This is a genomic window from Actinomadura sp. NPDC023710 (genome assembly GCF_040639875.1).
Taxonomy (GTDB): domain Bacteria; phylum Actinomycetota; class Actinomycetes; order Streptosporangiales; family Streptosporangiaceae; genus Spirillospora; species Spirillospora citrea.
This window is the reverse complement of the sequence record NZ_JBFAGB010000019.1, coordinates 76,611-98,325: the sequence shown is the minus strand read 5'-3', so window position 1 is coordinate 98,325 and position 21,715 is coordinate 76,611. Positions and strand designations below refer to the sequence as shown.

The following is a 21,715-nucleotide window of genomic DNA, read 5'->3' as shown; positions in this document are numbered from 1 at the left end:
CGTGACCTGGTCGGTAGAGCGAAGCCGGAGGCGAGCGGAGCCGGGCAGATCGCGAAGCGATGCCGCGTTCGCCCAGGTCCGGTCACGTAGCGAGCCGCCAGGCGAGCGAAGTGGGCCGGGACTGTGAAACACAGCCTAGCAACGGGGCACCGCCGCGCCCCCTCAGGGTTTGCGGGCCAGGAGGGAGCCTGCGGGGAAGGGGCGCTCCGTCTCCGCAGGCCGGCGCAGGAGCCGCGCCACCTCCACCAGCCCGGCCTGGGCGGCCAGCTCGGCGATGTCGTCGACGGGCCTGCGGTAGGCGAGGGCGACCTTGTGGTCGAACGCCTCCGCCTCGCCCTCGTCGGTCGACTGGAAACCGAGCAGGACCAGGCCGCCGGGGGCCAGAACCCGGTGGAACTCGGCGAAGGCACGCGGGATCTCCGCCGGTCCCAGGTGGATGGTCGAGTACCACGACAGGACGCCCGCCAGACCGCCGTCCGGGAGGTCCAGCGCCGTGATGTCGCCCTCGTCGAAGCGCAGGTGCGGGTGGTCGGCGCGGGCGCGGGCGATCATGGCGGGCGACAGGTCGAGCCCGAACGCGTCCAGGCCGAGGCCGTGCAGCAGCGCCGTCCCGCGGCCGGGACCGCAGCCGAGGTCGGCGACCGGCCCGGCCGGGGCCATCGCCGCGAACGCGGTGATCATCGCCCGGTCCAGATGGAGCTCGTCGAGCGCGTCGCGGAAGAGGTCGGCGTAGAGGTCGGCGATGGCGTCGTAGGCGCGGGAGACGGTCTCGGTCATGATCCCCGACGGTAGCGCGCCTGGCGGGCGGCCGGTGCGCCGGGCGCGAGGCCCGACAGCCCCCGCTCCACCGCCGCGGCGGCACGGCGGCAGAACGTCTCCGGCTCGTCGGCGGCGTCCGGGCGCTCGTCGACGAGCGCGTCCGCCAGCCCGCCGCGCAGCAGGTCCGCCGACCGGACGCCCTGCGCCTCGGCCATCTCACCGGCCCGTGCCGGGGTCCGGTGGACGATCAGCGAGGCGCCCTCGGGCGGCAGCGGCGAGAGCCAGGCGTGCCGGGCCACGAGGACGCGGTCGGCGGGCAGCAGCGCCAGCGCGGCGCCGCCCGTGCCCTCGCCCAGCAGCAGGCAGAGCGTCGGCGCCGGGAGGGTGATCAGGTCGGCGAGGCAGCGGGCGATCTCGCCGGCGAGCCCGCCCTCCTCCGCGTCGGCCGACAGGACGGCGCCGGGCGTGTCGACCACGGTGACCAGCGGCAGGCCCAGCTCGGCGGCCAGCCGCATCCCGCGCCGCGCCACGCGCAGCCCGGCCGGGCCCAGCGGGTGGCCGCCACGCTGGCCGCGCCGGTCCTGGCCCACCAGAACGCACGGCGCCGCCCCGAAACGTGCCAGGGCGAGCAGCAGGCCGGGCTCCGACTCCCCCTGGCCGGTGCCCGAAAGGGGCGTCACGTCCGCGGCGCCGTAGCGCAGCAGTTCGCGCACGCCCGGACGGTCCGGACGGCGCGAACGCTCGATCGAATCCCACGCCGTCCCTTCCGGGGGGACGCTCTCGGGCAGGGGCGAGGGAGCCGCGGGCGGCCGCCCGCACAGGACGTCCAGCGCGGCGGAGGCGACCCCGGCGAGATCGTCGATGGCCACGACGGCGTCGAGCAGGCCCTTGGCCGCCAGGTTCTCGGCGACCTGCACCCCCGGCGGGAACGGCTCCCCGTACAGGCCCTCGTAGACGCGCGGCCCGAGGAACCCGATCAGCGCGCCGGGCTCGGCGGCCGTGACGTGCCCGAGCGACCCCCACGACGCGAACACCCCGCCGGTCGTCGGATGCCTCAGGTAGACCAGGTAGGGCAGACCGGCGGCCCGGTGCGCCATGACGGCGGCGGTGATGCGGGCCATCTGCACGAACGCGGCCGTCCCCTCCTGCATGCGGGTGCCGCCGGAGGACGGCGCGGCGAGCAGCGGCAGGCCCGCGGCGGTGGCGCGCTCGACGGCCGCGACGATCCGGTCGGCGGTGGCGAGGCCGATCGATCCCGCGAGGAACCGGAACTCCGACACGACGAACGCGACGCGGCGCCCGCGCAGCAGTCCCTCCCCCGTCAGGACGGCCTCGTCGCAGCCGCTGCGCTCGCGGGCGGCGGCGAGATCCTCGGCGTACGCGGAGGACGAGGGCGGCTCCCCCGCGGGCGGGACGTCCCAGGACGTCCAGGCGCCCGCGTCCAGCACCCGGCGCAGCAGCTCGCGCGCCCCGACACGTTCCGTCACCAAGCCCTCCCGCCGGTCTCCCCTGCATGATGACCTCACCCTGGGATCACCGGGCGCGCGGGGTGGACACTGGTGGGGACCCCGCGCACGAGGAGGGCATGTGTCCGAGGAGATCTGTTTCGCGTCCGCCCGCGACCTGGCGCGCCGGATCCGCGCCCGCGAGCTGTCGGCGCGCGAGGTTCTGCAGGCGCATCTCGACCAGATCGAGCGGACGAACCCGCAGGTCAACGCCATCGTCACGCTGGTCGCCGAGCGGGCGGCGCGGCAGGCGCGGGAGGCGGACGAGCGGCTGGCCGCCGGGGAGCGGCCGGGCCCGCTGCACGGCCTGCCCATGGCGCACAAGGACACCCACGCCACCGCCGGCATCCGCACCACGTCCGGGTCGCCGATCTTCGCCGACCACGTCCCGGACCGCGACGAACTCGTCATCGAGCGGATCCGCGCCGCGGGCGCCGTCACGCTCGGCAAGACGAACACGCCGGAGTTCGCCGCCGGATCCCACACCTTCAACCGGGTGTTCGGCCTGACCCGCAACCCCTACGACCCGTCCCGCTCGGCGGGCGGCAGCAGCGGCGGCGCCGCGGCCGCGCTGGCGTGCGGGATGCAGCCGCTCGCGGACGGCGGCGACATGGGCGGCTCGCTGCGCAATCCCGCGTCGTTCTGCAACGTCGTCGGGCTGCGCCCGTCGCCGGGCCGGGTGCCGTCCTGGCCGGTCCTCGCGGGCTGGTCGACGCTGGGCGTGCAGGGCCCGATGGCCCGGGACGTCGCGGATGTCGCGCTGCTGCTGTCGGTGCTCGCCGGCCCCGACCCGCGCAGCCCGATCGCGCTGGAGACCCACGGGTCGGCGTTCGCCGCGCCGCTGGACCGCGACCTCGCCGGGCTGCGCCTCGCCTGGTCCCCCGACCTCGGCGGGACGATCCCCGTCGACCCGGCCGTCACCGCCGTCCTCGAACCCGCCGCCGAGGTGTTCGAGGAGATGGGCTGCGCGGTCGAGGAGGCCTCGCCCGACCTGACCGGCGCCGACGAGGTCTTCCGGACCCTGCGGGCCTGGCACTGGGACATCACCCTGCGCCCCCTGCTGGACGAGCGCCGCGCCGACTTCAAGCGCTCCCTCGCCGAGAACATCGACGCCGGCCGCTCCCTCACCGGCGCCGACCTCGGCCGCGCCGAGACGCTCCACACGGCGCTGTTCCACCGCGTCCGGGAGTTCTTCGAGCGCTACGACGCGCTGCTGCTGCCGGTCAGCCAGGTCCCGCCCTTCGACGCCGGCGCCGAGTACCCGGGCGAGGTCGCGGGCCGGCCGATGCGCGACTACCTGGAGTGGATGCGGTCGTGCTTCCTCATCTCGGCGACCGGATGCCCCGCGCTGTCGGTGCCCGCCGGGTTCACCTCGGACGGGCTGCCGGTCGGGCTGCAGGTCGTCGGCCCCCATCACGCGGACCTCGCCGTCCTGCAGATCGGTCACGCGTTCGAGCGGGCGACCCGGCACGGCGCACGGCGCCCGCCCCTGGCCCTTCCCTAGGGGTCTTCGCGGGGGATGCGCAGGACGAACCGGGCGCCCCGGTCGCTGTCGGCGGCCACGAGCGTGCCGCCGTGCGCGCGGGCGATGTCGCGGGAGATCGTCAGCCCGAGGCCGGTGCCGCCGCGGTCGCGCTCGCGGCCCTCGGCGAGCCGGTGGAACCGCCAGAAGACCCGCTCGCGGTCCTCCGGCGCGATCCCGGAGCCGTCGTCGCGGACCTCCAGCACCGCCTCCGGCCCCTCCGCGGTCACGCTCACCCAGATCCGCGACTCCGCGTGCCGCTCGGCGTTGTCCAGCAGGTTCGTCAGCAGCCGGACCAGATGGGCCTCGGTGACCCGGGCCGTGACGCCCTCGTCCGCCGCGACCTCGACCGGGACCCGGCGGGGCCGCCGGCCCACCTCCCTCCGGACCAGCTCGGCGAGGTCGATCCGCTCCCGCGCGACGTGCACGCCCGCGCCCAGCTTGGCCAGGATGAGCATGTCGCTGACGATGCCCTGCAGCCGGTCGGCGTCGGCGAGGGCCGCCCGGGCGACTGCCGGCCAGTCCTCGTCCTCCGGCTGCTCCAGCGCCACCTCCAGCTGGGTGCGCAGGCCCGCCAGCGGGCTGCGCAGCTCGTGCGAGACGTCCGCGACGAACGCGCGCTGCCGCGTGAGGACGTCCTCCAGCCGGTCCAGCATCACGTTCACCGACTCGGCCAGGTCGGACACCTCGTCGTTCGGCCCCGGCACGGTCACCCGGCGGGCGGCGCCGCCGGTGATCTCCGTCATCTCGGTGCTCATCAGCCGGACCGGCCGCAGCGCCCGCCGGACCGACAGCGACACGATCCACCCCACCGCGGAGGCCGCGACCAGCACCGTCACGGCGAGCAGCGCGATGAACACCGGCCTGTACCGGGTGAACGTCGTGATGGGCGCGCCGGCGTAGACCGTTCGGGTGCCGAAGCGGGTGTCCACCCGCTCGGTGACGAAGTAGAAGTCGGCCAGCCCCTGGAATTGCACGGTGTGGTACTCGGGACGGCCCGCCACCGGTGAGACCGGAACTTTGACAGGACCGCGGCCGTGCAGGGACTCGCTGGCCGCGAGGACGTCGCCGTCTCCGTCCAGGACCTGGAGCAGCGGGAAGCCGGGATCGTCGACGCGGATCGTCCCCCGGAGGTCGGTCTCCCGGACGAGCGTGGCGAGGTCGGTGACGACCAGGGTGCCGCGGTCGTGCAACCCCCGGTAGACGGTGCCGCGGAGGGCCTGGTAGAAGAGCGTGACGCCGCCGACGAGCAGGAGCGTGACGATCAGGGTCGCGGCCACGGTCACGCGGGTCCGCACCGACCAGCACGACGGCGTCAGCAGGTCCCCGAGTATCCGCACCCGGCGCCCCTCCCCCTTCCGGCTCGCACGCGGCGACCGGCGCCGCACCGTGTCGACGCGCCGGGGGGAGAACGCAGGACGGTTCCTACCTGGCCATTGCCCTGCGAAACATCGCCACATACCGGACCGGCGCCCGCGCGGGCGGCGCCTCCCACCCCTGGGGAGCCGCCCACGCGGGCACCGCTTCCCTCACTGTGCACGCCCCCGATGCACGGGGTGCTACATCGACGTGACGATCACGTTTCCGCCCTTCTTCGGAAAAACCCGCCATAATTCGCCGCCGATGGGGGAGGGGAGGCCGGGAGAGACGGAAGGGAGGTGCTGAGGCACCGCATGGACACTGACTTCAGGCCACTCGAACCCGCCGACCCCCGCGAGGTCGGCGGGCACCGACTACTGGGCAGGCTCGGATCCGGCGGCATGGGGACGGTCTTCCTCGGAGCCGACCCCGTGTCGGGCGGGCGCGTCGCGGTGAAGACGATCCATCCGCACCTCGCCGACGACCCGTCCTACCGGAGGCGCTTCCACGACGAGGCGCATCTCGCCAGCCGGGTCGCCTCGTTCTGCACCGCGCGGGTCCTCGCGCAGGGCGAGCAGGACGGCCTCCCCTACCTCGTCACCGACTATGTCGGGGGCGTCTCCCTGCACGACCGGCTCACCGCCGGCGGCCCGCTGCCGCCCGCCGACCTGCACGGCGTCGCCGTCGGCGTCGCCTCGGCACTCGCCGCCATCCACGCGGCGGGGCTCGTGCACCGCGACATCAAACCCGCCAACGTGATGCTCACCCTGTCCGGATGCCGCGTCATCGACTTCGGCATCGCGGGCAGCCAGGACGAGCCGGACGAGACCGCCACGACCGGACAGGTGTTCGGCACCCCGGGGTGGATCGCCCCGGAGGTGCTCGTCGGGGGCCCCTCGTCCCAGGCGGCCGACATCTTCTCCTGGGGCTGCCTCATCGCCCACGCCGGTACGGGGCAGATGCCGATCGGCGGCGATCCCGCGACGCTGCGCACCGCGGCCGGGGACGCCGACCTGTCCGGGCTGCCGGACGCGCTGGTCCCGCTCGTCCGGTGGGCGCTGGCGGAGGACCCGGCGGACCGCCCCACCGCGACCGACCTGCTGCTCGCCCTGGTCGAGCAGCCGCAGCCGCACGCCGCGGACCGCCTCGCACCGCGCCCCGTTCCGCCGAGCGACACGCCCCTGCGCGCCGCTCCCCGGCGCTCCCCCGCGCGGCGACGCCCCGCCGCGGGCCCCTCGCCGTTCTGGTCCCGCAAGCCCAGCGCCGAGGAGACCGACACCAGGGCGTTCACGCCGCTCGGCATGGCGGGCGCCACGACGTCCACCCGCACCCGTCTGCTGGCGGGTGCCGGCGCCGCGGCGGGCACCCTCCTGGTCGGGGCGATCATCCTCGGGATCACCGGGGCCAAGGCCGCCCCGTCCTCCTCGCCGGGCGCGCCGGCCCCGTCCGCGCCGGCGGCCTCCGCCGCGCCCACGAAGAAGGCGAGCGCCGTCAGAGCCGGAACGTCCAGGCGGCCCCCGGCGAAGACCCGCAAGCAGAAGCAGCAGGGGAAGAAGCCGAAGTCGAAGCAGCAGGGCACGGCGAAGCACGGCAAGGCCAAAGGCAGGTACAAGCACTGAGCCCGGCCCACCGGGCCGCGCCCGTCAGGTGCGCCAGACCAGGACCAGAGCGCAGTCGTCGTCGCGCGCCGCGGCCATCGTCTCCACCAGTTCCCGCGCGCCGCGGCCGAACCCCTGCGGGACGAGCCGCTCCGCCTCGCCGAGCAGCCGGTCGATCCCGGCGTCGAGGTCGCTGCCCGGCGACTCCACCAGGCCGTCGGTGTACAGGAGCAGCGCGTCGCCCGGCCGCAACTGCCCCCGCTCGGGCACGCAGTTCAGGTCGGGCACCACGCCCAGCACCACGCCCTTGGCGGAGCTGACCCGCCAGGCGCCGCTGCCCGCGTCGAACTGGACGGCGGGCGGGTGCCCGGCCGACTCGACCGTGTACTCCCCCGTGCGCAGGTCGACCACGACGTGCACGGCCGTCACGAAGCCCTCGTCCCACCGCTGGCGCTGCAGGTAGATATTGCACGCGGGCAGGAAGTTCTCGGGCTGGACCGATCCAAGCAGGCCCCCGAAGGCACCCGACAGCATCAGCGCTCTGGTTCCGGCGTCGGTGCCCTTGCCGGACACGTCGACCAGCGCGACCTCCAGCTTCTCGCCGTCGGACGCCGACACCACGAAGTCTCCGCCGAACGAGGAGCCCCCCGCCTGCAGCATCACGACCTGCGAGCTCCAGCCGTCCGGCAGCTCGGGCATCTCGCCGTGCCGCCGGAGCCGGTCGCGCAGTTCCAGCAGCATCGAGTCGCCGCGCAGGCCCTGCACGCCGAGCTGCTGGCGGGTCCGGGCGAGGGTGATGGCGAGCACCGCGGTGATGCTCAGCGTGGCGATCATGCCGAGGCCGAAGGCGGCGACGTCCTTCCAGACGTTGTAGGCGGCCATCGCGGCCACGATCGCCAGGAGGGCGACCAGGCTCCGCACCTTCAGCAGCAGACCGCCGACCACCACGATCAGCACCAGCGCGCCGGAGGGGGCCAGCCCGCGCGAGTCACCGGACGTGGCGATGCCGATCACGACCGCGAGGAGCGCCAGGGCCACGAAGACGTACCGGTCCCGGGTCAGCGAACCCCGCCTCAGCCACCGGTAGAGCACGACCAGGAACGGAATCTTGCGCAGCACGGCACGCACACGCGGCGGGAGCAGCTGCACCAGACGTTGAAGCATGACTCCGGCACTGTATCGAGCAATGCGCCCGGTCGGTCAGTATCCCGGGGCACCAGTGACGCACTGTAACGATCGTGCTACGTGAAATCAGGGTAGATGTGGCCTTGCGACCAACTCGGAAGGGAGCGGCTCATGGTCCAGCCGGGCATGCGGATCACGGTGGACGCGGCGATGCGGGCCCGCGACGTCTCGCGCCCGCGCGCCGAGGGCGGGGAGCCGCCCGCCGCCGGCCCGGGCCCCGCGGCCGGCTCCGGATCGAACCCGAACAAGTCCGGCGACAACGGCAGGCGGACCAAGGCCGAGAAGAACGAGCGGCGCCGCCTCGACAAGCGCGGCGCCCGCCGGCCCTCCGAGAACGGGCGCTAGCCGGACGGCGACGGCCCGGGTCAGCCCTCGCGCGGCAGCGGCGGCAGCTCGCCGGTGTGCTCGTAGGCGCTGAGCATCCTGATCCGCCGGGTGTGGCGCGGCTCCTTGGAGTAGGACGTCGCGAGGAACAGCTCCAGGAAGCGGGTCGCGGTGTCCAGGTCGTGCTGCCGCGCCCCGAGCGCGATGATGTTCGCGTCGTTGTGCTCGCGGGCGAGCGTGGCGGTGTCCTCGTTCCAGACCAGGGCGGCTCGCGCGCCCTTGACCTTGTTCGCCGCGATCGCCTCGCCGTTGCCGGAACCGCCGATCACGACGCCGAGCGTTCCCGGCTCCGCCACCGTCCGCTCGGCCGCCCGCAGGACGAACGGCGGGTAGTCGTCCACGGCGTCGTACACGAACGCGCCGCAGTCGACGGCCTCATGCCCGTTCCGCTCCAGCCAGGAGACCAGGTGCTCCTTCAGCTCGAAGCCGGCATGGTCGGATCCAAGAAACACGCGCATGCGCCCGATTGTCGCAGGCCCGCGCCGTGCCCGCGCGCCGGGGTCAGGTGTCGTCGTCCCGCTTGCGGTCGATCATCGTCCGGTCCGCGAGGTCGAGGTCGTCGTCCTCGGGGAGGTCTTCTTCGGGGCCGTCCCTGGGGTCGTCCTTGGGGTCGTCCTCGGAGCCGTCCTTCGGCTCCTCCGGTCCTTCCGGCGCCTCTTGCGGGCTCTCCTCCCTCCGCCCCTCAGGCGCCCCCTCCGGCGCCTCCTCCGGCTCTTCGGGCGCCTCGGGGGCCGCCTGCTCCTGCGGCGGCGCGGACGGCTGCGGTGGCACGGGCGGCACGCCGAACTGCCCCGGCTGCGGAGGCTGCCCCTGCTGCGGAGGCGGCGGAACGGGCGCGGCGCCCCAGGCGGGCTGCTGCGGCTGCCCCTGCGGCGGGACGTAGGGGACGGCGGAGGGGTGCGGCTGCATCTGCTGCGGATAGGGCTGCTGCTGCATCGGCGCGCCCTGCGCGGCCATGAAGGGCTGGGCCGGGGCGTAGGGCTGCTGCGGCCGGGGCCCCGACTCACGGATGCGGGCGAGGAAGAACCCGCCCAGCGCGCCGAGCCCGGCGAGCCAGCCGAACGCGAAGCCGAAGGAGGCGCCCTGGCCGACCGTGGCGCTGAAGGTGCGGCCGAACGACCCGTCGTGGAACTCGAACGCCCAGCGGGTCAGCGGCGCGGCCACGATCCCGGACACGCCGCCCGCGACGACCGCCGCCCACCAGCCGATGATCAACGCGCCGAACGGGCCGCGCTCCGGATCCGCCAGCCGGGTGCCCGCCAGCACCAGGCCCACCAGCACGCCGAAGAAGACGAGCAGGCCGAAGTCCTCCGCGACCACCTGCTTCACGCCGAGGCTTCCCATCGGGGTGATCCGCCAGGCGAGCGTGAGCAGCCACGTCACCACCGGCCCGATGCCCTCGTCGTACCTGAGGTCGCTCTTGTTGATCTCGTCGACGACCCACTGGTTGCCGAAGAGCAGCGCGAGAAGGGCCATCGGAACCACCGCGCCGCCCGTCGTCGCGAGCATCCGCCGCATCGTCATGGCGGGCAGAGTAGTGCCGTTTCGTCTCCGCCGGTAGGGCCCGAACTACCCGCAGTAGGCGCTAGGAGACGGGGACGGGGAAGCGGAACCCGGGGTCGACCTGCGCTTCGAGGTCCTCCCCCGCGGCCCGGCTCGCCCAGCTCCGCGCGTTCTTGACGTGGAACTCCACGGCCTGCCGCTGGAACTCGTCCCAGTCCTTGACGCGGCCGTCCACCTCGGCGCGCATGCGGTCGAGGGCGGCGGTGTTGCCGTCCTCGAGCGAGACGCCGTCCCGGCCCTGCTCCAGCGCCCGGACGGCGGCGGACTGGCCGACCCACGTCAGCAGATCGTCGCCGACGTGCTCGCGCAGGTAGGCGACGTCCTCCTCGGACTGCACCTTGTTGCCGACGACGCGGATGGCGACGTCGTAGTCGCGGGCGTACTCGGTGTACTGCCGGTAGACGCCGACGCCCTTGCGGGTGGGCTCGGCGACCAGGAACATCAGGTCGAACCGCGTGAACAGCCCCGAGGCGAACGTGTCGGCGCCGGCGGTCATGTCGACGACGACGTACTCGCCGGACCCGTCCACCAGGTGGTTGAGGTAGAGCTCCACCGCGCCGGTCTTGGAGTGGTAGCAGGCCACGCCGAGGTCGTCGTCGTTGAAGGGGCCGGTGGCGAGCAGCGTGACGCCGTCGACCTCCTGGCCCGCCTCGTGGAAGGGGTCGTCGCCGCGGAACCGCAGCAGCCGCGACCCGGAGCCGGGCGGGGTGGTCTTGACCATCGCGGCCGCGGAGGAGATGCGCGGGTTGGCGCCGCGCAGGTGCTCCTTGAGCTCGGCGAGCCGGTCGCCCAGCGCGGGGATCTTGGCGGCGCGGCCCTCGTCCAGCCCCAGCGCCACGCCGAGGTGCTGGTTGATGTCGGCGTCGATGGCGACCACGGGCAGCCCGCGTCCGGCCAGATGGCGGACGAACAGCGCCGACAGGGTGGTCTTGCCGCTGCCGCCCTTCCCGACGAACGCAACCTTCACGAATGCCCCCATTTTGGATATGAAAACCGTTACCACTGTCAGGCAACGAGTCTCCCGGAGCGGGGACGGGCAGGCAAGCGGAACGGCCGAAGTGCCGGCGATCCCGCGCGGGTCGGGCCGAGGGGAGGCGCGCGGCGGTCAGCGCAGGGCCGCGGCCGGGTCGAACCCGAAGGGCAGCTCCAGGCGGTGCGCCGCGAGCAGTTCGGCGTCGGTGAGCAGGTCGCGCGTGGGACGGTCGGCCGCGATGACGCCGCCGGAGAGGATCACCGACCGCGGGCACAGCTCCGCCGCGTACGGCATGTCGTGCGTGACCATCAGGACCGTCACGTCCAGGCTCAGCAGGATCTCGGCGAGCTCGCGGCGGCTGGCGGGGTCCAGGTTGGAGGACGGCTCGTCCAGCACGAGGATCTCCGGCTCCATCGCCAGGACGGTGGCGACGGCGACGCGGCGGCGCTGGCCGAAGCTGAGGTGCTGCGGCGGGCGGTCGGCGGCGTCCAGCATGCCGACGCGGGCGAGCGCGTCCCGCACCCGGCGGTCCAGGTCGGCGCCGCGCAGGCCGAGGTTGGCGGGGCCGAACGCGACGTCCTCCCGGACGGACGGCATGAACAGCTGGTCGTCGGGGTCCTGGAAGACGATACCGACGCGGCGGCGGATCTCCCGCAGCGCCTTCCTGTCCTTGGAGTCGACGGCGAGACCGCCTACCCGGACTTCACCCAGGCCGCCGTTCAGGATGCCGTTCAGGTGCAGGACGAGCGTGGTCTTCCCGGCGCCGTTCGGACCGAGCAGCGCGACGCGCTCCCCGCGCCCGACCGTCAGGTCGACGCCGTACAGCGCCTGCGTGCCGTCGGGATACGCGTAGGCGAGGCCCTTCACCTCCAGCGACGGCGTCATGGGGCCATCCAAGCAGCCAGCGTGACGAGCGCGGCGGCCGAGGGCAGCGCGGCGGCGGCCGTCCACTGCGCCGCGGTCGCGCCCACGCTGTCGACGACGGGCATCCGCCCCTCGTAACCGCGGCTCACCATGGCCAGGTGCACCCGCTCGCCGCGCTCGTAGGAGCGCAGGAACAGGGCGCCCACGGACCTGGCGAGCACCCCCGTCGCGCGGATGTCGCGGGCCTCGAAACCGCGGGCCGCCCGCGCGACCCTCATCCGGCCGAGCTCCGCGGCGACGACGTCGCCGTACCGCAGCATGAACGTGGCGATCTGCGTGATGAGCTGCGGCATCCGCAGCCGCTCGATGCCGAGCAGCAGCAGCCGCGGCTCGGTCGTCGCGGCCAGCAGGATCGACGCGACGACGCCGAGGGTGCCCTTGGCGAGGATGTTCCAGGCGCCCCACAGCCCGCTCTCGCTCAGCCGCAGCCCCAGCACGGTGATCTTCTCGCCGTTCGCCACGAACGGCATGAGGAAGGCGAACGCGACGAACGGCACCTCGATGACGATCCGCCGCGCGACCGTCCCGAACGGGATCCGGGCCGCCGCCGTGACCGCCGCGAGCAGCAGTGCGTACACGCCGAACGCCCAGATCCGCTCGCGCGGCGTGGCGACGACCAGCAGCACGAACGCCAGGACGGCGACGAGCTTGCACTGCGGCGGAAGCCGGTGCACCGGCGAGGCGCCCGGGATGTGGAGCCGGTGCGCGTGGCCCGCGCCCATCAGCCCTTCCTGGACGGCTCGGACGGCGCCTCGCCGGCCCGCTCCGGAGCCGTCCGCGCGGCGACCGGACCCCGCCGCCGGACCGTCCAGAACAGCCCGCCGCCCACGAGGAGGACGAGGCCCACGCCGATCACGCCGGACAGCCCGCCGGACAGCCGCGCGTCGTCGACGCCCTTGACGCCGTAGTCGCCGAGCGGCGAGTCCTTGAGCGAGTGGTCCTTCTCCTTGGCGCTGATGCCCTTGTCCTCGGCGACCTTCTCCAGGCCGTCGGGGTTCGCGCTGGCGTAGTAGCTGACGATCCCGGCCAGGACGAGGGAGACGAGCAGGAACCCGGCGAAGAAGCGCTTGGTGGTCATCGTGGTCCTCCTCAGGCCTGGGACGGCTTCGGTTCGGCGGCGTTCCGCCCGCCCGTGCGCAGCTCCAGCGGCTTCATCAGCCCGCGCGCCCCGTACACCAGGTCGGGCCGGACGGCGAGCACGCTCGACACGGTCACCGCGGTGATCAGCGCCTCGCCGATGCCGATCAGCACGTGCACGCCGATCATCGCGGCGGCGACCTTGCCGATCGAGACGTCGGTCGTCCCCCCGACCGCGTAGATCAGCGTGAAGGCGACGGCCGCGGCGGGCACCGAGACGACGGCCGCGGCGAACGCCGCCCCGGAGACCGAGGCGCGCGTCTTGGGCAGCACCCGCAGCAGCAGCCGGAACAACCCGTAGCCGACGACCACGGTGACCAGCGCCATCGTGGTGATGTTGACGCCCAGCGCCGTCAGGCCCCCGTCCGCGAACAGCAGTGCCTGCATGAGCAGGACGACCGACACGCACAGGACGCCGGTATAGGGCCCGACGAGGATCGCGGCGAGCGTCCCGCCGAGCAGGTGCCCGCTCGTCCCGGACGCGACCGGGAAGTTGAGCATCTGCGCGGCGAAGACGAACGCGGCCGTCAGCCCGGCGAGCGGCGCGGTGCGGTCGTCCAGTTCGCGCCGGGCGCCGCGCAGCGCGACCCCGACCCCGGCCACCGCCACGGCGCCCGCAGCGAGCGAGACCGGCGCATCGATGAATCCGTCCGGTACGTGCACGACTCGACCACCCCTACCTCTGCACAGCCAGCAGGACCAGTTTGTCGGCATTCACCTCGTAGTTGCAACATCCTCGCAATAGCAACCCATGTGTGGCCTGCCGGCGAGAACGCGGGACGGCCGCGGCTCACGCTCAGTCGAAGCTCGGGTTCTCCGTCCTCGTGCGCTTCAGCTCGAAGAAACCGGGCGTGCTCGCGACCGCCAGGACGCCGTCGAAGAGCTTGACCGCGGCCTCGCCGCGCGGGATGGGGGTGACGACGGGGCCGAAGAAGGCGTGGCCCTCGACCTCGATCACCGGCGTGCCGACCTCCTGGCCGACGCGGTCGATCCCGTCCTTGTGGGAAGCGCGCACGGCCTCGTCGTAGCCGGTGGACTCGGCGGCGTCCGCGAGGGCCGGGTCGAGACCCGCGGCGGTCAGCGACTCCTCGAAGAACGCGCGGTCGAACTTCTGCCGCTCGTGGTGCCTGCGGGTGCCCAGCTCGGTGTAAAGGCGCCCGAGCACCTCGGGGCCGTACTTCTGCTCGGCGGCCACGCACACGCGGACAGGGCCCCAGGCGTCGGCGAGCATCCGCCGGTAGTCCTCCGGGATGTCCTTGTCCTCGTTGAGGACGGCCAGGCTCATCACATGCCAGCGCACGTCGATCGGCCGCTGCTCCTGGACTTCCAGGATCCAGCGAGAGGTGATCCACGCCCAGGGGCACAGGGGGTCGAACCAGAAATCCACGGGTGTGGGAACGTCCTCGGGCAACGTCGCCTCCTAGGGAGTGTGCATGTCTCCCCAGCCACAACCCGGGTGCGACCGTCCCGATTCCCGTCTGCGAGAGGTCACCGAAGGCCGTGGCGGACGGGCCGTAGGGTCGTCCGGTTGGTAGACATGGGGACACCAAGCCTTTAAGCCGACCAAGGAGTTCATGTGGCAGGCAACCTCACGCGCGATGAGGCGCGGGAACGGGCCCGGCTGCTCAGCGTCGCGTCGTACACGGTCGACCTGGACCTCACGACGGGCGAGGAGCGGTTCGGTTCCACCACCGTGATCAGGTTCGGGAGCGCCGAGACCGGCGCGTCCACCTTCATCGACCTGCACGGCGCCGTCGTGCGGGAGGCGACCCTGAACGGCAAGGCCCTGGATCCCGGGTCCTATGACGCCGACAAGGGCCGGATCCCGCTGCCCGGCCTGGCGGCCGACAACGAGCTGCGGGTGGTGGCCGACTGCGCGTACTCCCGGTCGGGTGAGGGCCTGCACCGGTTCGTCGACCCGGTCGACGAGAGCGTGTACCTGTACTCGCAGTTCGAGACGGCCGACGCGCACCGCATGTTCACCTGCTTCGACCAGCCCGACCTGAAGGCCACCTTCGAGCTGACCGTGAAGGCGCCGCAGGGGTGGGAGGTCGTCACCAACGAGGCCGCCGAGACGGCCGAGGGCGGAACGTGGCACTTCCTGCCCACGCCGCAGATCTCCACCTACATCACCGCGCTCGTCGCCGGGCCGTACCACGTGGTCCGGGACGAGTACCGCCGCGAGGACGGCACCGTCATCCCGCTCGGCGTGTACTGCCGCGCCTCGCTGGCCGAGCACCTCGACGCCGACGCGATCGTGGACGTGACCCGCCAGGGCTTCGGCTACTTCGAGAAGGTCTTCGGCCGCCCGTACCCGTTCTCGAAGTACGACCAGCTCTTCGTACCCGAGTTCAACGCGGGCGCCATGGAGAACGCGGGCTGCGTGACGTTCCTGGAGGACTACGTCTTCCGGTCCCGGGTGACCGACGCGGCCTACGAGCGGCGCGCCGAGACGATCCTGCACGAGATGGCGCACATGTGGTTCGGCGACCTCGTCACGATGCGCTGGTGGGACGACCTGTGGCTGAACGAGTCGTTCGCCACGTACATGAGCGTCCTGTGCCAGGCGGAGGCCACCAAGTGGAAGGGCTCGTGGACGACGTTCGCGAACCTGGAGAAGGCGTGGGCCTACCGGCAGGACCAGCTGCCGTCCACGCACCCGATCTCCGCCGACATCCCCGACATCCGCGCGGTCGAGGTGAACTTCGACGGGATCACCTACGCCAAGGGCGCGTCCGTGCTGAAGCAGCTCGTGGCCTACGTCGGCCTCGACAACTTCCTGGAGGGCGTGCGGCGCTACTTCGACCGGCACGCGTGGGGCAACACCGTCCTCACCGACCTGCTGGGGGCGCTGGAGGAGACGTCCGGCCGCGACCTGGCGTCCTGGTCGAAGGAGTGGCTGGAGACCGCAGGGGTCAACACGATGCGGCCCGAGTATGAGGTCGACGGCGAGGGCGACTTCTCCTCGTTCACCGTGCTGCAGGAGGCCAAGGCCGACTACCCGACGCTGCGGGCGCACCGCCTGGCCATCGGCCTGTACGACAAGACCGCCGACGGGCTCGTGCGGCGCGACCGGGTCGAGCTGGACGTGGTCGGGGCCCGCACCGAGGTCCCGCAGCTCGTCGGCAGGAAGCGGCCCGACCTGGTCCTGGTCAACGACGACGACCTCACCTACGCCAAGGTCCGCCTGGACGAGCACTCCCTGAAGACGCTCATCGAGGACATCGGCGAGGTCAGGGACAGCCTGCCGCGCGCCCTGTGCTGGTCGGCGGCGTGGGACATGACCCGTGACGCCGAGATGGCGACGCGCGACTATGTCCGGCTCGTGGTGAAGGGGATCCGCGGCGTCACCGACATCTCGGTCACGCAGACGCTGCTGCGGCAGGCGCGCACCGCCGTCCAGCAGTACGCCGACCCGGTGTGGCGCGAGGAGGGCCTCGCCCTGATGGCCGACACCCTGTCGGATCTGGCCCGCGAGGCCGAGCCCGGCTCGGACCTCCAGCTCGCCTACACCCTGGCGTTCACCGCGTCGGCCGTCACCGGCGAGCACCTGGCGTTCGTGCAGGGCCTGCTGGACGGCTCGCAGGTCCTCGACGGCCTCACCGTCGACACCGACCTGCGCTGGGCGCTGCTGCGCCGCCTCGTCATCACCGGCAAGGCGGGCGAGGCCGAGATCGACGCCGAGCACGAGCGGGACCGGACCGCCGCCGGGGAGCGGCACGCCGCCGCCTGCAAGGCCGCGATCCCGACCCCCGAGGCCAAGGCGGCCGCCTGGGAGCGGATCGTGGCGGGCGACCTGCCGAACGCCCTCTACCGGGCGACGCTCGGCGGCTTCGTCGAGCCGGACCAGGCCAACCTGCTCGTCCCCTACGTCGACGCGTACTTCGCCGAGGTGGGGCGCGTGTGGAAGGAGTGGACCAGCGACATGGCACAGACGTTCGCCGAGGTCGCCTACCCGTTCCTGGTGATCGAGCAGTCCACGGTCGACCGCACCGACGCCTACATCGCCGAGAACGACCCGCCTGCGGCGCTGCGGCGGCTGCTGCTGGAGGGGCGCGACGGCGTCGCGCGCGCCCTGCGCGCCCGCGCGAAGGACGCCGCCTCCGCCTGACCCGTCCGCACCCGTCCGTCCGAAGAACCCGTCCGAAGGACCCCGTGGCCGTGCGATCGTTGCATGGTCACGGGGGAGGGACACGGTGGAGACGGCTCGCGACGTTCTGACGGCACTGGCGCGGCGCCACGCCTTCGGCGACCTGGAGGCGCTGATCGGCCAGGGCGCCCTGGCCGCGGACGGCCGCTCCGCGGCGGTCGCGGCGCTGTGCGCGTTCGGGCAGCGCGTCCTGGACCTGGACGCCGAGGACTTCGGCATGCCGGAGGAGGCCGGCGAGGTCCCGCTCGACCTCCTCGACCGGGCCCGCGCCAGCCGCATGCCGCAGGCCCCGCGCGAGCACCCCCGCGGGGCGCTCGCCAGCCTCCGCCCCGCCTACCGCCTCCTGCTGGAGGTCATCGCGATCCGCTGGCACCGCCGCGACATGGCCGCGCTCGTCGCCGCCGTCCACATCGCCGGCGAGTACCTGCCGATGCTGGCCTGGGAGCCCGTCCTCGGCCACGCGGGCGACCCGGCCCTCATCGGGAGCGCCGTGCGCGGCGAGGGCAGCCGTTTCGGCGTCCCCGTCGAGCCGGGGTCGGCCCGCATGTGCGACCACACCCGGCCGGAGCGCTCCGCCTGCGAGCGCACCCTGCGGGTCGCCAAGGAGCCGCCGTCCGGCTGGCGCGCCTACCTCGACCGCCAGCACAGCCAGGTCGCGGCCGCGCTGGGCGACTGCGCCGCCCGCTGCCGCACCCCCTGCACGGTCATGACCCGCCTGGACGACCTCGTCCGCGCCGACCTCAGCGACCGCTGCCGGCTCGCCGCGGACTTCGCCGACGGCGCCCTGGTGAAGCTGCGGCACGCCGCGCCGGTCGGCCACGGGTTCGGCGTGCCCTCGCCCGAGGAGGTCCAGACGGCATGGACGCGCGCCCGCAGGTCCCTGTCCCGGCACCCGCTGGGCAAGGCCGCGCTGGCGGACGACGACTCCTATCCCCTGCCGGGCCTGCCGGCCGTCTTCTCGGCGGTCGCCGCCACCGACCTGCGCCCCGACACGCTCCTCCACGACGTCACCGAGCGCATCACCTCGACGCTCGCCTGAAGAGCCTGAGCGCGCCGCGGGTCCTGAGGTCGTCCAGGAGAACCGGGCGGCCGTCCGCGTCGCCCAGCGGAACCCGCCAGTTCGGGTACTCGTCGACGGTGCCCGGCTGGTTCTGGGTGCGGCGCTCACCCACGGCGTCGGCCAGGGAGATGCCGATGAGGCGGGCCGGGGTGCGGGTCAGGAACTCCTGCAGCGCGGTGACGATCTCCTCGTCGTAGGCGGTGGAGCCGTCCGCCAGCGCCCGCACGACCTCTGCCGGCTCTGCCGGGAGCAGGCCCTCGGCGTGCAGCACGGCGAGCCAGCCGGCCAGTTGGCGGCGGTGGTCGTCCTCCTCCTCGGCGCGGGAGCGGGTGAGCAGCCCGAGGCGGTCGCGCAGGTCGATGTGGTCGCCGTGCACGAACCCGGTGATCGGCGGCATGTCGTGGGTGCCGACGGTCGCCAGGGACAGCTCCCGCCACCGGCCCGGCGGCTTGGGGCGGCCGTGCTCGTCCCGTTCGAACCAGAGCAGGGACGTGCCGAGGACTCCGCTGTCGGCCAGCGCCTCCCGCACCTCCGGCTCGACGGTGCCGAGATCCTCCCCGACGACCACGGCGCCGAAGCGCTCGGCCTCCCAGGACAGCGAGCCGAGCAGGGCGTCGCGGTCGTAGCGGACGTAGGTGCCGTCGGCGGGGGACGCCCCCTCGGGCACCCACCACAGGCGCGACACCTGCATCGCGTGGTCCAGGCGGATGCCGCCGGCGTGCCGCAGCGCGGCGGCGGCCATCTCGCGGAACGGCCGGTAGCCGGCGAGGGCGAGCGCGCCCGGCCGCCACGGCTGCTGCCCCCAGTCCTGTCCGCGCTGGTTGAACTCGTCCGGGGGCGCCCCGACGCTCATCCCGGGCGCGCAGGAGTCGCGGTAGATCCAGGCGTCGGCACTGCCGTGCGGGACCCCGACCGCCAGGTCGTGGACGATCCCGAGGGGCATCCCCGCGTCCCGGGCCGCGCGCTGAGCGGCCGCGAGCTGCCCGTCCAGCCGCCACTGAAGCCACGCGTGGAAGCCGGCGCGGGCCTGGTGCCCGGGAGCGTCCACCACGCCGTGGTCACGGGCTCCCTGCAGCCGGGACGGCCAGCGCCGCCAGTCCGTGGCCTCCTGCTCCTCGCTGATCGCGCACCACGTCGAGAAGCTCGCGAGCGCGGCGCCCTCCCGCCGCCGGAACTCCTCGAAGCGCGGGTCGCGGTCCCGGCGGAGGTACATCGCCTCCAGGGCCTCCAGCTTCGCGGCCCACACCGCGTCCCTGTCCAGCAGGCCCTCCTGGGCCCGCAGCTTGGCGGCGAGGGTTCCGAACCGCTCCCGGTCCGCGGCGGGCAGGTCCGCGTACTCGGGCATGTCCTCGATCCGCAGATACAGCGGCGAGGGGAAGCGGCGGCTCATCGGCGAGTACGGGGACGCTCCGACCGGCGGGACCGGTTCGGTCGCGTGCAGCGGATTGACCAGGACGAACCCCGCGCCGAGCTCCCGCCCGCTCCAGTCCGCGAGGTCCGCCAGGTCGCGCAGGTCGCCGAGACCCCACGACGCGGCGGACCGCACCGAGTACAGCTGCGCCGTGAACCCCCACATCCTGGGCGGCGGCCGCAGCGCGTCGGGGGCCACCAGCAGCTGCGCGTACTGCGTCCGCGCCCCGTTCCGGACGCGCAGGCCGCGCCACCCGGGCGGCACGTCCGCGAGCCCGTCCAGGGGCTCGAAGGAGCGCTCGGCGGGCGGCACGCGGTCGCGCGGCGGCGCCAGGACCTCGTCCGTGCCGGTCTCGATCTCCACTTCGGCGCCGCCGTCCAGGTGACCGCCGAGCGCCGCGCGGATCCGGCCGGCCGTCCCACCGCCGGCCCGGCGGACGACGACGGTCGGCGGCAGCTCCCGCGCCCGCTCCCGCCGGCGCGCGAGCTCCGCCCGGACGGAGGAGGGGGTGGAGGCGTCCACCCCGAGCGCCCCGAGGACGGCGACGAGCGTGTCGCGCGAGACGGCCGCCTCCCGTCCCCGCCAGTCCTCGTAGCGCGTCGCGACGCCGTGGTGCCCGGCCAGTCTGATCAGTTCGTCGTCACCCACGCCTGCACCATGCCCGGTGCGGCCCGCGTCACGCCGTCCACACCGGGGGCTTGCGGCCGATCCAGGGGCGGGCCTCCTCCAGCTGCGCGGACAGCGAGATCAGGGTGCCCTCCCCGCCGAGCCGTCCGGCGAGCATGACCCCGATGGGCAGGCCCTCGCCGTTCCAGTGCAGCGGGACGTTCACCGCGGGCTGCCCCGAGATGTTGTACATGGCGCAGAACGGGGTGAACTGCGTCTGCCGCCGGAAGTTCTCCTCCGGGTCCTGGTCGTGGAAGTACCCGACCGGCACGGGCGGCATGGCGAGCGTGGGGTGCAGGATCGCGTCGAACCCGTCCATCACCGGGAACGCCGCGCGCAGCGCCCCCTGCAGCGCCGCGTGGGCCTGGAACAGCTGCGGCGCCGTCGTCTTCTCGCCGTACCCGCGCAGCCAGCGGGTCAGCGGCTGGAGCAGGTCCTCGCTCCCCTCGGGGACGGGCGTCATCGTCGCCATCACGCCCCACAGCGTCGCGAAGTGCGGGACGAGGTCGGAGCCGAGCACCTGCGGCAGTTCCACGACCTCGTGGCCCAGCTCCTCAAGGAGCGCCGAGGCGTCCTCGTAGGCGGCGACGCAGTCGGGGTGGACCTCGACGTCCGGCACCGGCGGCTGGAGGCTCCGCGCGATCCGCAGCCGGCCCGGCGCGCGGTCGGCGCCGGCGAGGAAGGGCCCGTCCGCCTGCGGCGCCCGGTACAGGTCGCCCGGCATGTGGCCCGACATGACGTCCAGCATGAGGGCGGCGTCGCGGACGGTCCGCGCGATCGGCCCGTTGGTGGAGAGCCCGAACAGGTCGGGGATGACCGGCCCCTGGGAGATCCGGCCGCGGGTCGGCTTGATCCCGAACAGCCCGCACACGCTGCTCGGGATCCGGATCGAGCCGCCGCCGTCGCTGCCCTGCGCGATCGGCGCCAGCCCGGACGCGACCGCCGCCGCGGCGCCGCCGCTCGAACCGCCGGCCGACCGGGCCTGGTCCCACGGCGTGCGGGCCGGGGGCGACACGGCTCCCTCGGTGTAGCAGGGCAGGCCGAACTCGGGGGTCGCCGTCTTGCCGAGGAGCACCGTCCCGGCCGCCGCGAGCTTGGCCACCGCGTGGTCGTCGGCGAACCCGGTCAGCTCGGCGTAGACCGCCGAGCCGAACGTCATCCGGACGCCGTTCACCATGTTCAGGTCCTTGATCGGTACCGGGACGCCGTGCAGCGGCGGCAGCTCCGCCGGGTCCGCCGCCTCCAGCACCGCCTTCTCGGCGCCGCGCGCCTCCTCGCGGGCGCGCTCGGCGGTGACCGTCACGTAGGCGCCCACCTGCTCGTCCAACCGTTCGATGCGGGCCAGGTAATGGTCGGCGAGCTCGACCGGGGATACTTCCCGGGTGCGGACGGCGGCGGCCATGCGGGTGGCGCTGAGGTCATGAATCTGTGTCACGATCCGGAACGCTAGACGCCGTGTGCGCGGGCATCAAAGAGGGCACACACGACAGCAGCGGCAGAAGGAGATTAATACTGGCCT

The 21,715-nt window shown here is 73.8% G+C and carries 19 protein-coding genes; 5 read left to right on the top strand and 14 right to left on the bottom strand.

The annotated features are described in order from the left end of the window. Positions 1–162: 162 nt before the first annotated feature. Positions 163–777: a class I SAM-dependent methyltransferase gene (locus AB0H37_RS22760; protein ID WP_360614946.1), complete on the bottom strand. Its 615-nt coding sequence runs from the start codon at positions 775–777 to the stop codon at positions 163–165. After that, positions 774–2,246, bottom strand: a complete 1,473-nt coding sequence (locus AB0H37_RS22755; RefSeq protein ID WP_360614944.1) for a carboxyl transferase domain-containing protein — start codon at positions 2,244–2,246, stop codon at positions 774–776. Before AB0H37_RS22755 ends, AB0H37_RS22760 begins: the two co-directional genes overlap by 4 nt. 100 nt (positions 2,247–2,346) lie before the next feature. Here AB0H37_RS22755 and AB0H37_RS22750 point away from each other — a divergent pair, with 100 nt between their 5' ends. After that, a complete protein-coding gene (locus AB0H37_RS22750) occupies positions 2,347–3,768 on the top strand; it encodes an amidase (protein WP_360614942.1) in 1,422 nt (473 codons plus the stop codon). Here the strand turns inward: AB0H37_RS22750 and AB0H37_RS22745 are convergent. Continuing rightward, the gene (locus AB0H37_RS22745) at positions 3,765–5,126 is read right to left on the bottom strand and encodes an ATP-binding protein (protein WP_360614940.1); all 1,362 of its coding nucleotides are present in this window, start codon (positions 5,124–5,126) and stop codon (positions 3,765–3,767) included. The two genes, AB0H37_RS22750 and AB0H37_RS22745, sit on opposite strands and share 4 nt — an antisense overlap. 333 nt (positions 5,127–5,459) lie before the next feature. On the opposite strand from AB0H37_RS22745, the gene AB0H37_RS22740 reads away from it, so the two are divergent. Beyond that, positions 5,460–6,764, top strand: a complete 1,305-nt coding sequence (locus tag AB0H37_RS22740; RefSeq protein WP_360614938.1) for a serine/threonine-protein kinase — start codon at positions 5,460–5,462, stop codon at positions 6,762–6,764. Between the two features lie 24 nt (positions 6,765–6,788). Here the strand turns inward: AB0H37_RS22740 and AB0H37_RS22735 are convergent, their stop codons facing one another. After that, positions 6,789–7,907 (bottom strand): PP2C family protein-serine/threonine phosphatase, encoded by a 1,119-nt coding sequence (locus tag AB0H37_RS22735; RefSeq protein WP_179836764.1) that lies wholly within the window; start codon positions 7,905–7,907, stop codon positions 6,789–6,791. Positions 7,908–8,039: 132 nt separating this feature from the next. Here AB0H37_RS22735 and AB0H37_RS22730 point away from each other — a divergent pair, with 132 nt between their 5' ends. Then, a complete protein-coding gene (locus AB0H37_RS22730) occupies positions 8,040–8,273 on the top strand; it encodes a hypothetical protein (RefSeq protein WP_360614936.1) in 234 nt (77 codons plus the stop codon). Positions 8,274–8,293: 20 nt separating this feature from the next. Here the strand turns inward: AB0H37_RS22730 and AB0H37_RS22725 are convergent, their stop codons facing one another. The 8 genes from AB0H37_RS22725 to AB0H37_RS22690 all read right to left on the bottom strand — a co-directional run bounded on the left by AB0H37_RS22725 (position 8,294) and on the right by AB0H37_RS22690 (position 14,320). Further along, a complete protein-coding gene (locus AB0H37_RS22725; RefSeq protein WP_179836766.1) occupies positions 8,294–8,770 on the bottom strand; it encodes a ribose-5-phosphate isomerase in 477 nt (158 codons plus the stop codon). 43 nt (positions 8,771–8,813) lie between these two features. Further along, complete coding sequence (locus tag AB0H37_RS22720; RefSeq protein ID WP_360614934.1) at positions 8,814–9,836, bottom strand: hypothetical protein; 1,023 nt, start codon at positions 9,834–9,836, stop codon at positions 8,814–8,816. A 61-nt stretch (positions 9,837–9,897) separates the two neighbouring features. After that, positions 9,898–10,842, bottom strand: a complete 945-nt coding sequence (locus tag AB0H37_RS22715) for an ATP-binding protein (RefSeq protein ID WP_360614933.1) — start codon at positions 10,840–10,842, stop codon at positions 9,898–9,900. Between the two features lie 138 nt (positions 10,843–10,980). Then, positions 10,981–11,733, bottom strand: coding sequence for an ABC transporter ATP-binding protein (locus AB0H37_RS22710; RefSeq protein WP_360614931.1), 753 nt, complete (start codon positions 11,731–11,733; stop codon positions 10,981–10,983). After that, positions 11,730–12,494: a cobalt ECF transporter T component CbiQ gene (cbiQ, locus tag AB0H37_RS22705; RefSeq protein ID WP_360614929.1), complete on the bottom strand. Its 765-nt coding sequence runs from the start codon at positions 12,492–12,494 to the stop codon at positions 11,730–11,732. The genes AB0H37_RS22710 and cbiQ overlap by 4 nt, the downstream gene beginning before the upstream one ends. Next, the gene (locus AB0H37_RS22700) at positions 12,494–12,850 is read right to left on the bottom strand and encodes a PDGLE domain-containing protein (RefSeq protein WP_360614928.1); all 357 of its coding nucleotides are present in this window, start codon (positions 12,848–12,850) and stop codon (positions 12,494–12,496) included. Before AB0H37_RS22700 ends, cbiQ begins: the two co-directional genes overlap by 1 nt. Positions 12,851–12,861: 11 nt before the next feature. Continuing rightward, on the bottom strand, positions 12,862–13,572 hold the full coding sequence (locus AB0H37_RS22695; protein WP_360614926.1) for an energy-coupling factor ABC transporter permease: 711 nt from the start codon (positions 13,570–13,572) through the stop codon (positions 12,862–12,864). Between the two features lie 133 nt (positions 13,573–13,705). Next, a complete protein-coding gene (locus tag AB0H37_RS22690; protein WP_329087155.1) occupies positions 13,706–14,320 on the bottom strand; it encodes a DsbA family protein in 615 nt (204 codons plus the stop codon). Positions 14,321–14,485: 165 nt separating this feature from the next. Between AB0H37_RS22690 and pepN the strand changes: the two genes are divergently transcribed. Both pepN and AB0H37_RS22680 read left to right on the top strand, forming a co-directional pair. Beyond that, positions 14,486–17,020, top strand: a complete 2,535-nt coding sequence (gene pepN, locus AB0H37_RS22685) for an aminopeptidase N (RefSeq protein ID WP_360614923.1) — start codon at positions 14,486–14,488, stop codon at positions 17,018–17,020. An 85-nt stretch (positions 17,021–17,105) separates the two neighbouring features. Then, positions 17,106–18,098, top strand: a complete 993-nt coding sequence (locus AB0H37_RS22680) for a hypothetical protein (protein WP_360614922.1) — start codon at positions 17,106–17,108, stop codon at positions 18,096–18,098. Here AB0H37_RS22680 and malQ read toward each other — a convergent pair. Then, positions 18,079–20,178, bottom strand: a complete 2,100-nt coding sequence (malQ, locus tag AB0H37_RS22675; RefSeq protein ID WP_360614920.1) for a 4-alpha-glucanotransferase — start codon at positions 20,176–20,178, stop codon at positions 18,079–18,081. The genes AB0H37_RS22680 and malQ overlap by 20 nt on opposite strands. Before the next feature lie 28 nt (positions 20,179–20,206). Beyond that, positions 20,207–21,631, bottom strand: coding sequence for an amidase (locus AB0H37_RS22670; protein ID WP_360614918.1), 1,425 nt, complete (start codon positions 21,629–21,631; stop codon positions 20,207–20,209). Positions 21,632–21,715 lie beyond the last annotated feature (84 nt).

Bases quoted from the DNA above. Each gene is read 5' to 3' on its own strand.
- AB0H37_RS22760 (WP_360614946.1), bottom strand. From the start codon at position 777: ATGACCGAGACCGTCTCCCGCGCCTACGACGCCATCGCCGACCTCTAC.
- AB0H37_RS22740 (WP_360614938.1), top strand. From the start codon at position 5,460: ATGGACACTGACTTCAGGCCACTCGAACCCGCCGACCCCCGCGAGGTC.
- AB0H37_RS22735 (WP_179836764.1), bottom strand. From the start codon at position 7,907: ATGCTTCAACGTCTGGTGCAGCTGCTCCCGCCGCGTGTGCGTGCCGTG.
- AB0H37_RS22730 (WP_360614936.1), top strand. From the start codon at position 8,040: ATGGTCCAGCCGGGCATGCGGATCACGGTGGACGCGGCGATGCGGGCC.
- AB0H37_RS22725 (WP_179836766.1), bottom strand. From the start codon at position 8,770: ATGCGCGTGTTTCTTGGATCCGACCATGCCGGCTTCGAGCTGAAGGAG.
- AB0H37_RS22720 (WP_360614934.1), bottom strand. From the start codon at position 9,836: ATGACGATGCGGCGGATGCTCGCGACGACGGGCGGCGCGGTGGTTCCG.
- AB0H37_RS22710 (WP_360614931.1), bottom strand. From the start codon at position 11,733: ATGACGCCGTCGCTGGAGGTGAAGGGCCTCGCCTACGCGTATCCCGAC.
- cbiQ (WP_360614929.1), bottom strand. From the start codon at position 12,494: ATGGGCGCGGGCCACGCGCACCGGCTCCACATCCCGGGCGCCTCGCCG.
- AB0H37_RS22700 (WP_360614928.1), bottom strand. From the start codon at position 12,850: ATGACCACCAAGCGCTTCTTCGCCGGGTTCCTGCTCGTCTCCCTCGTC.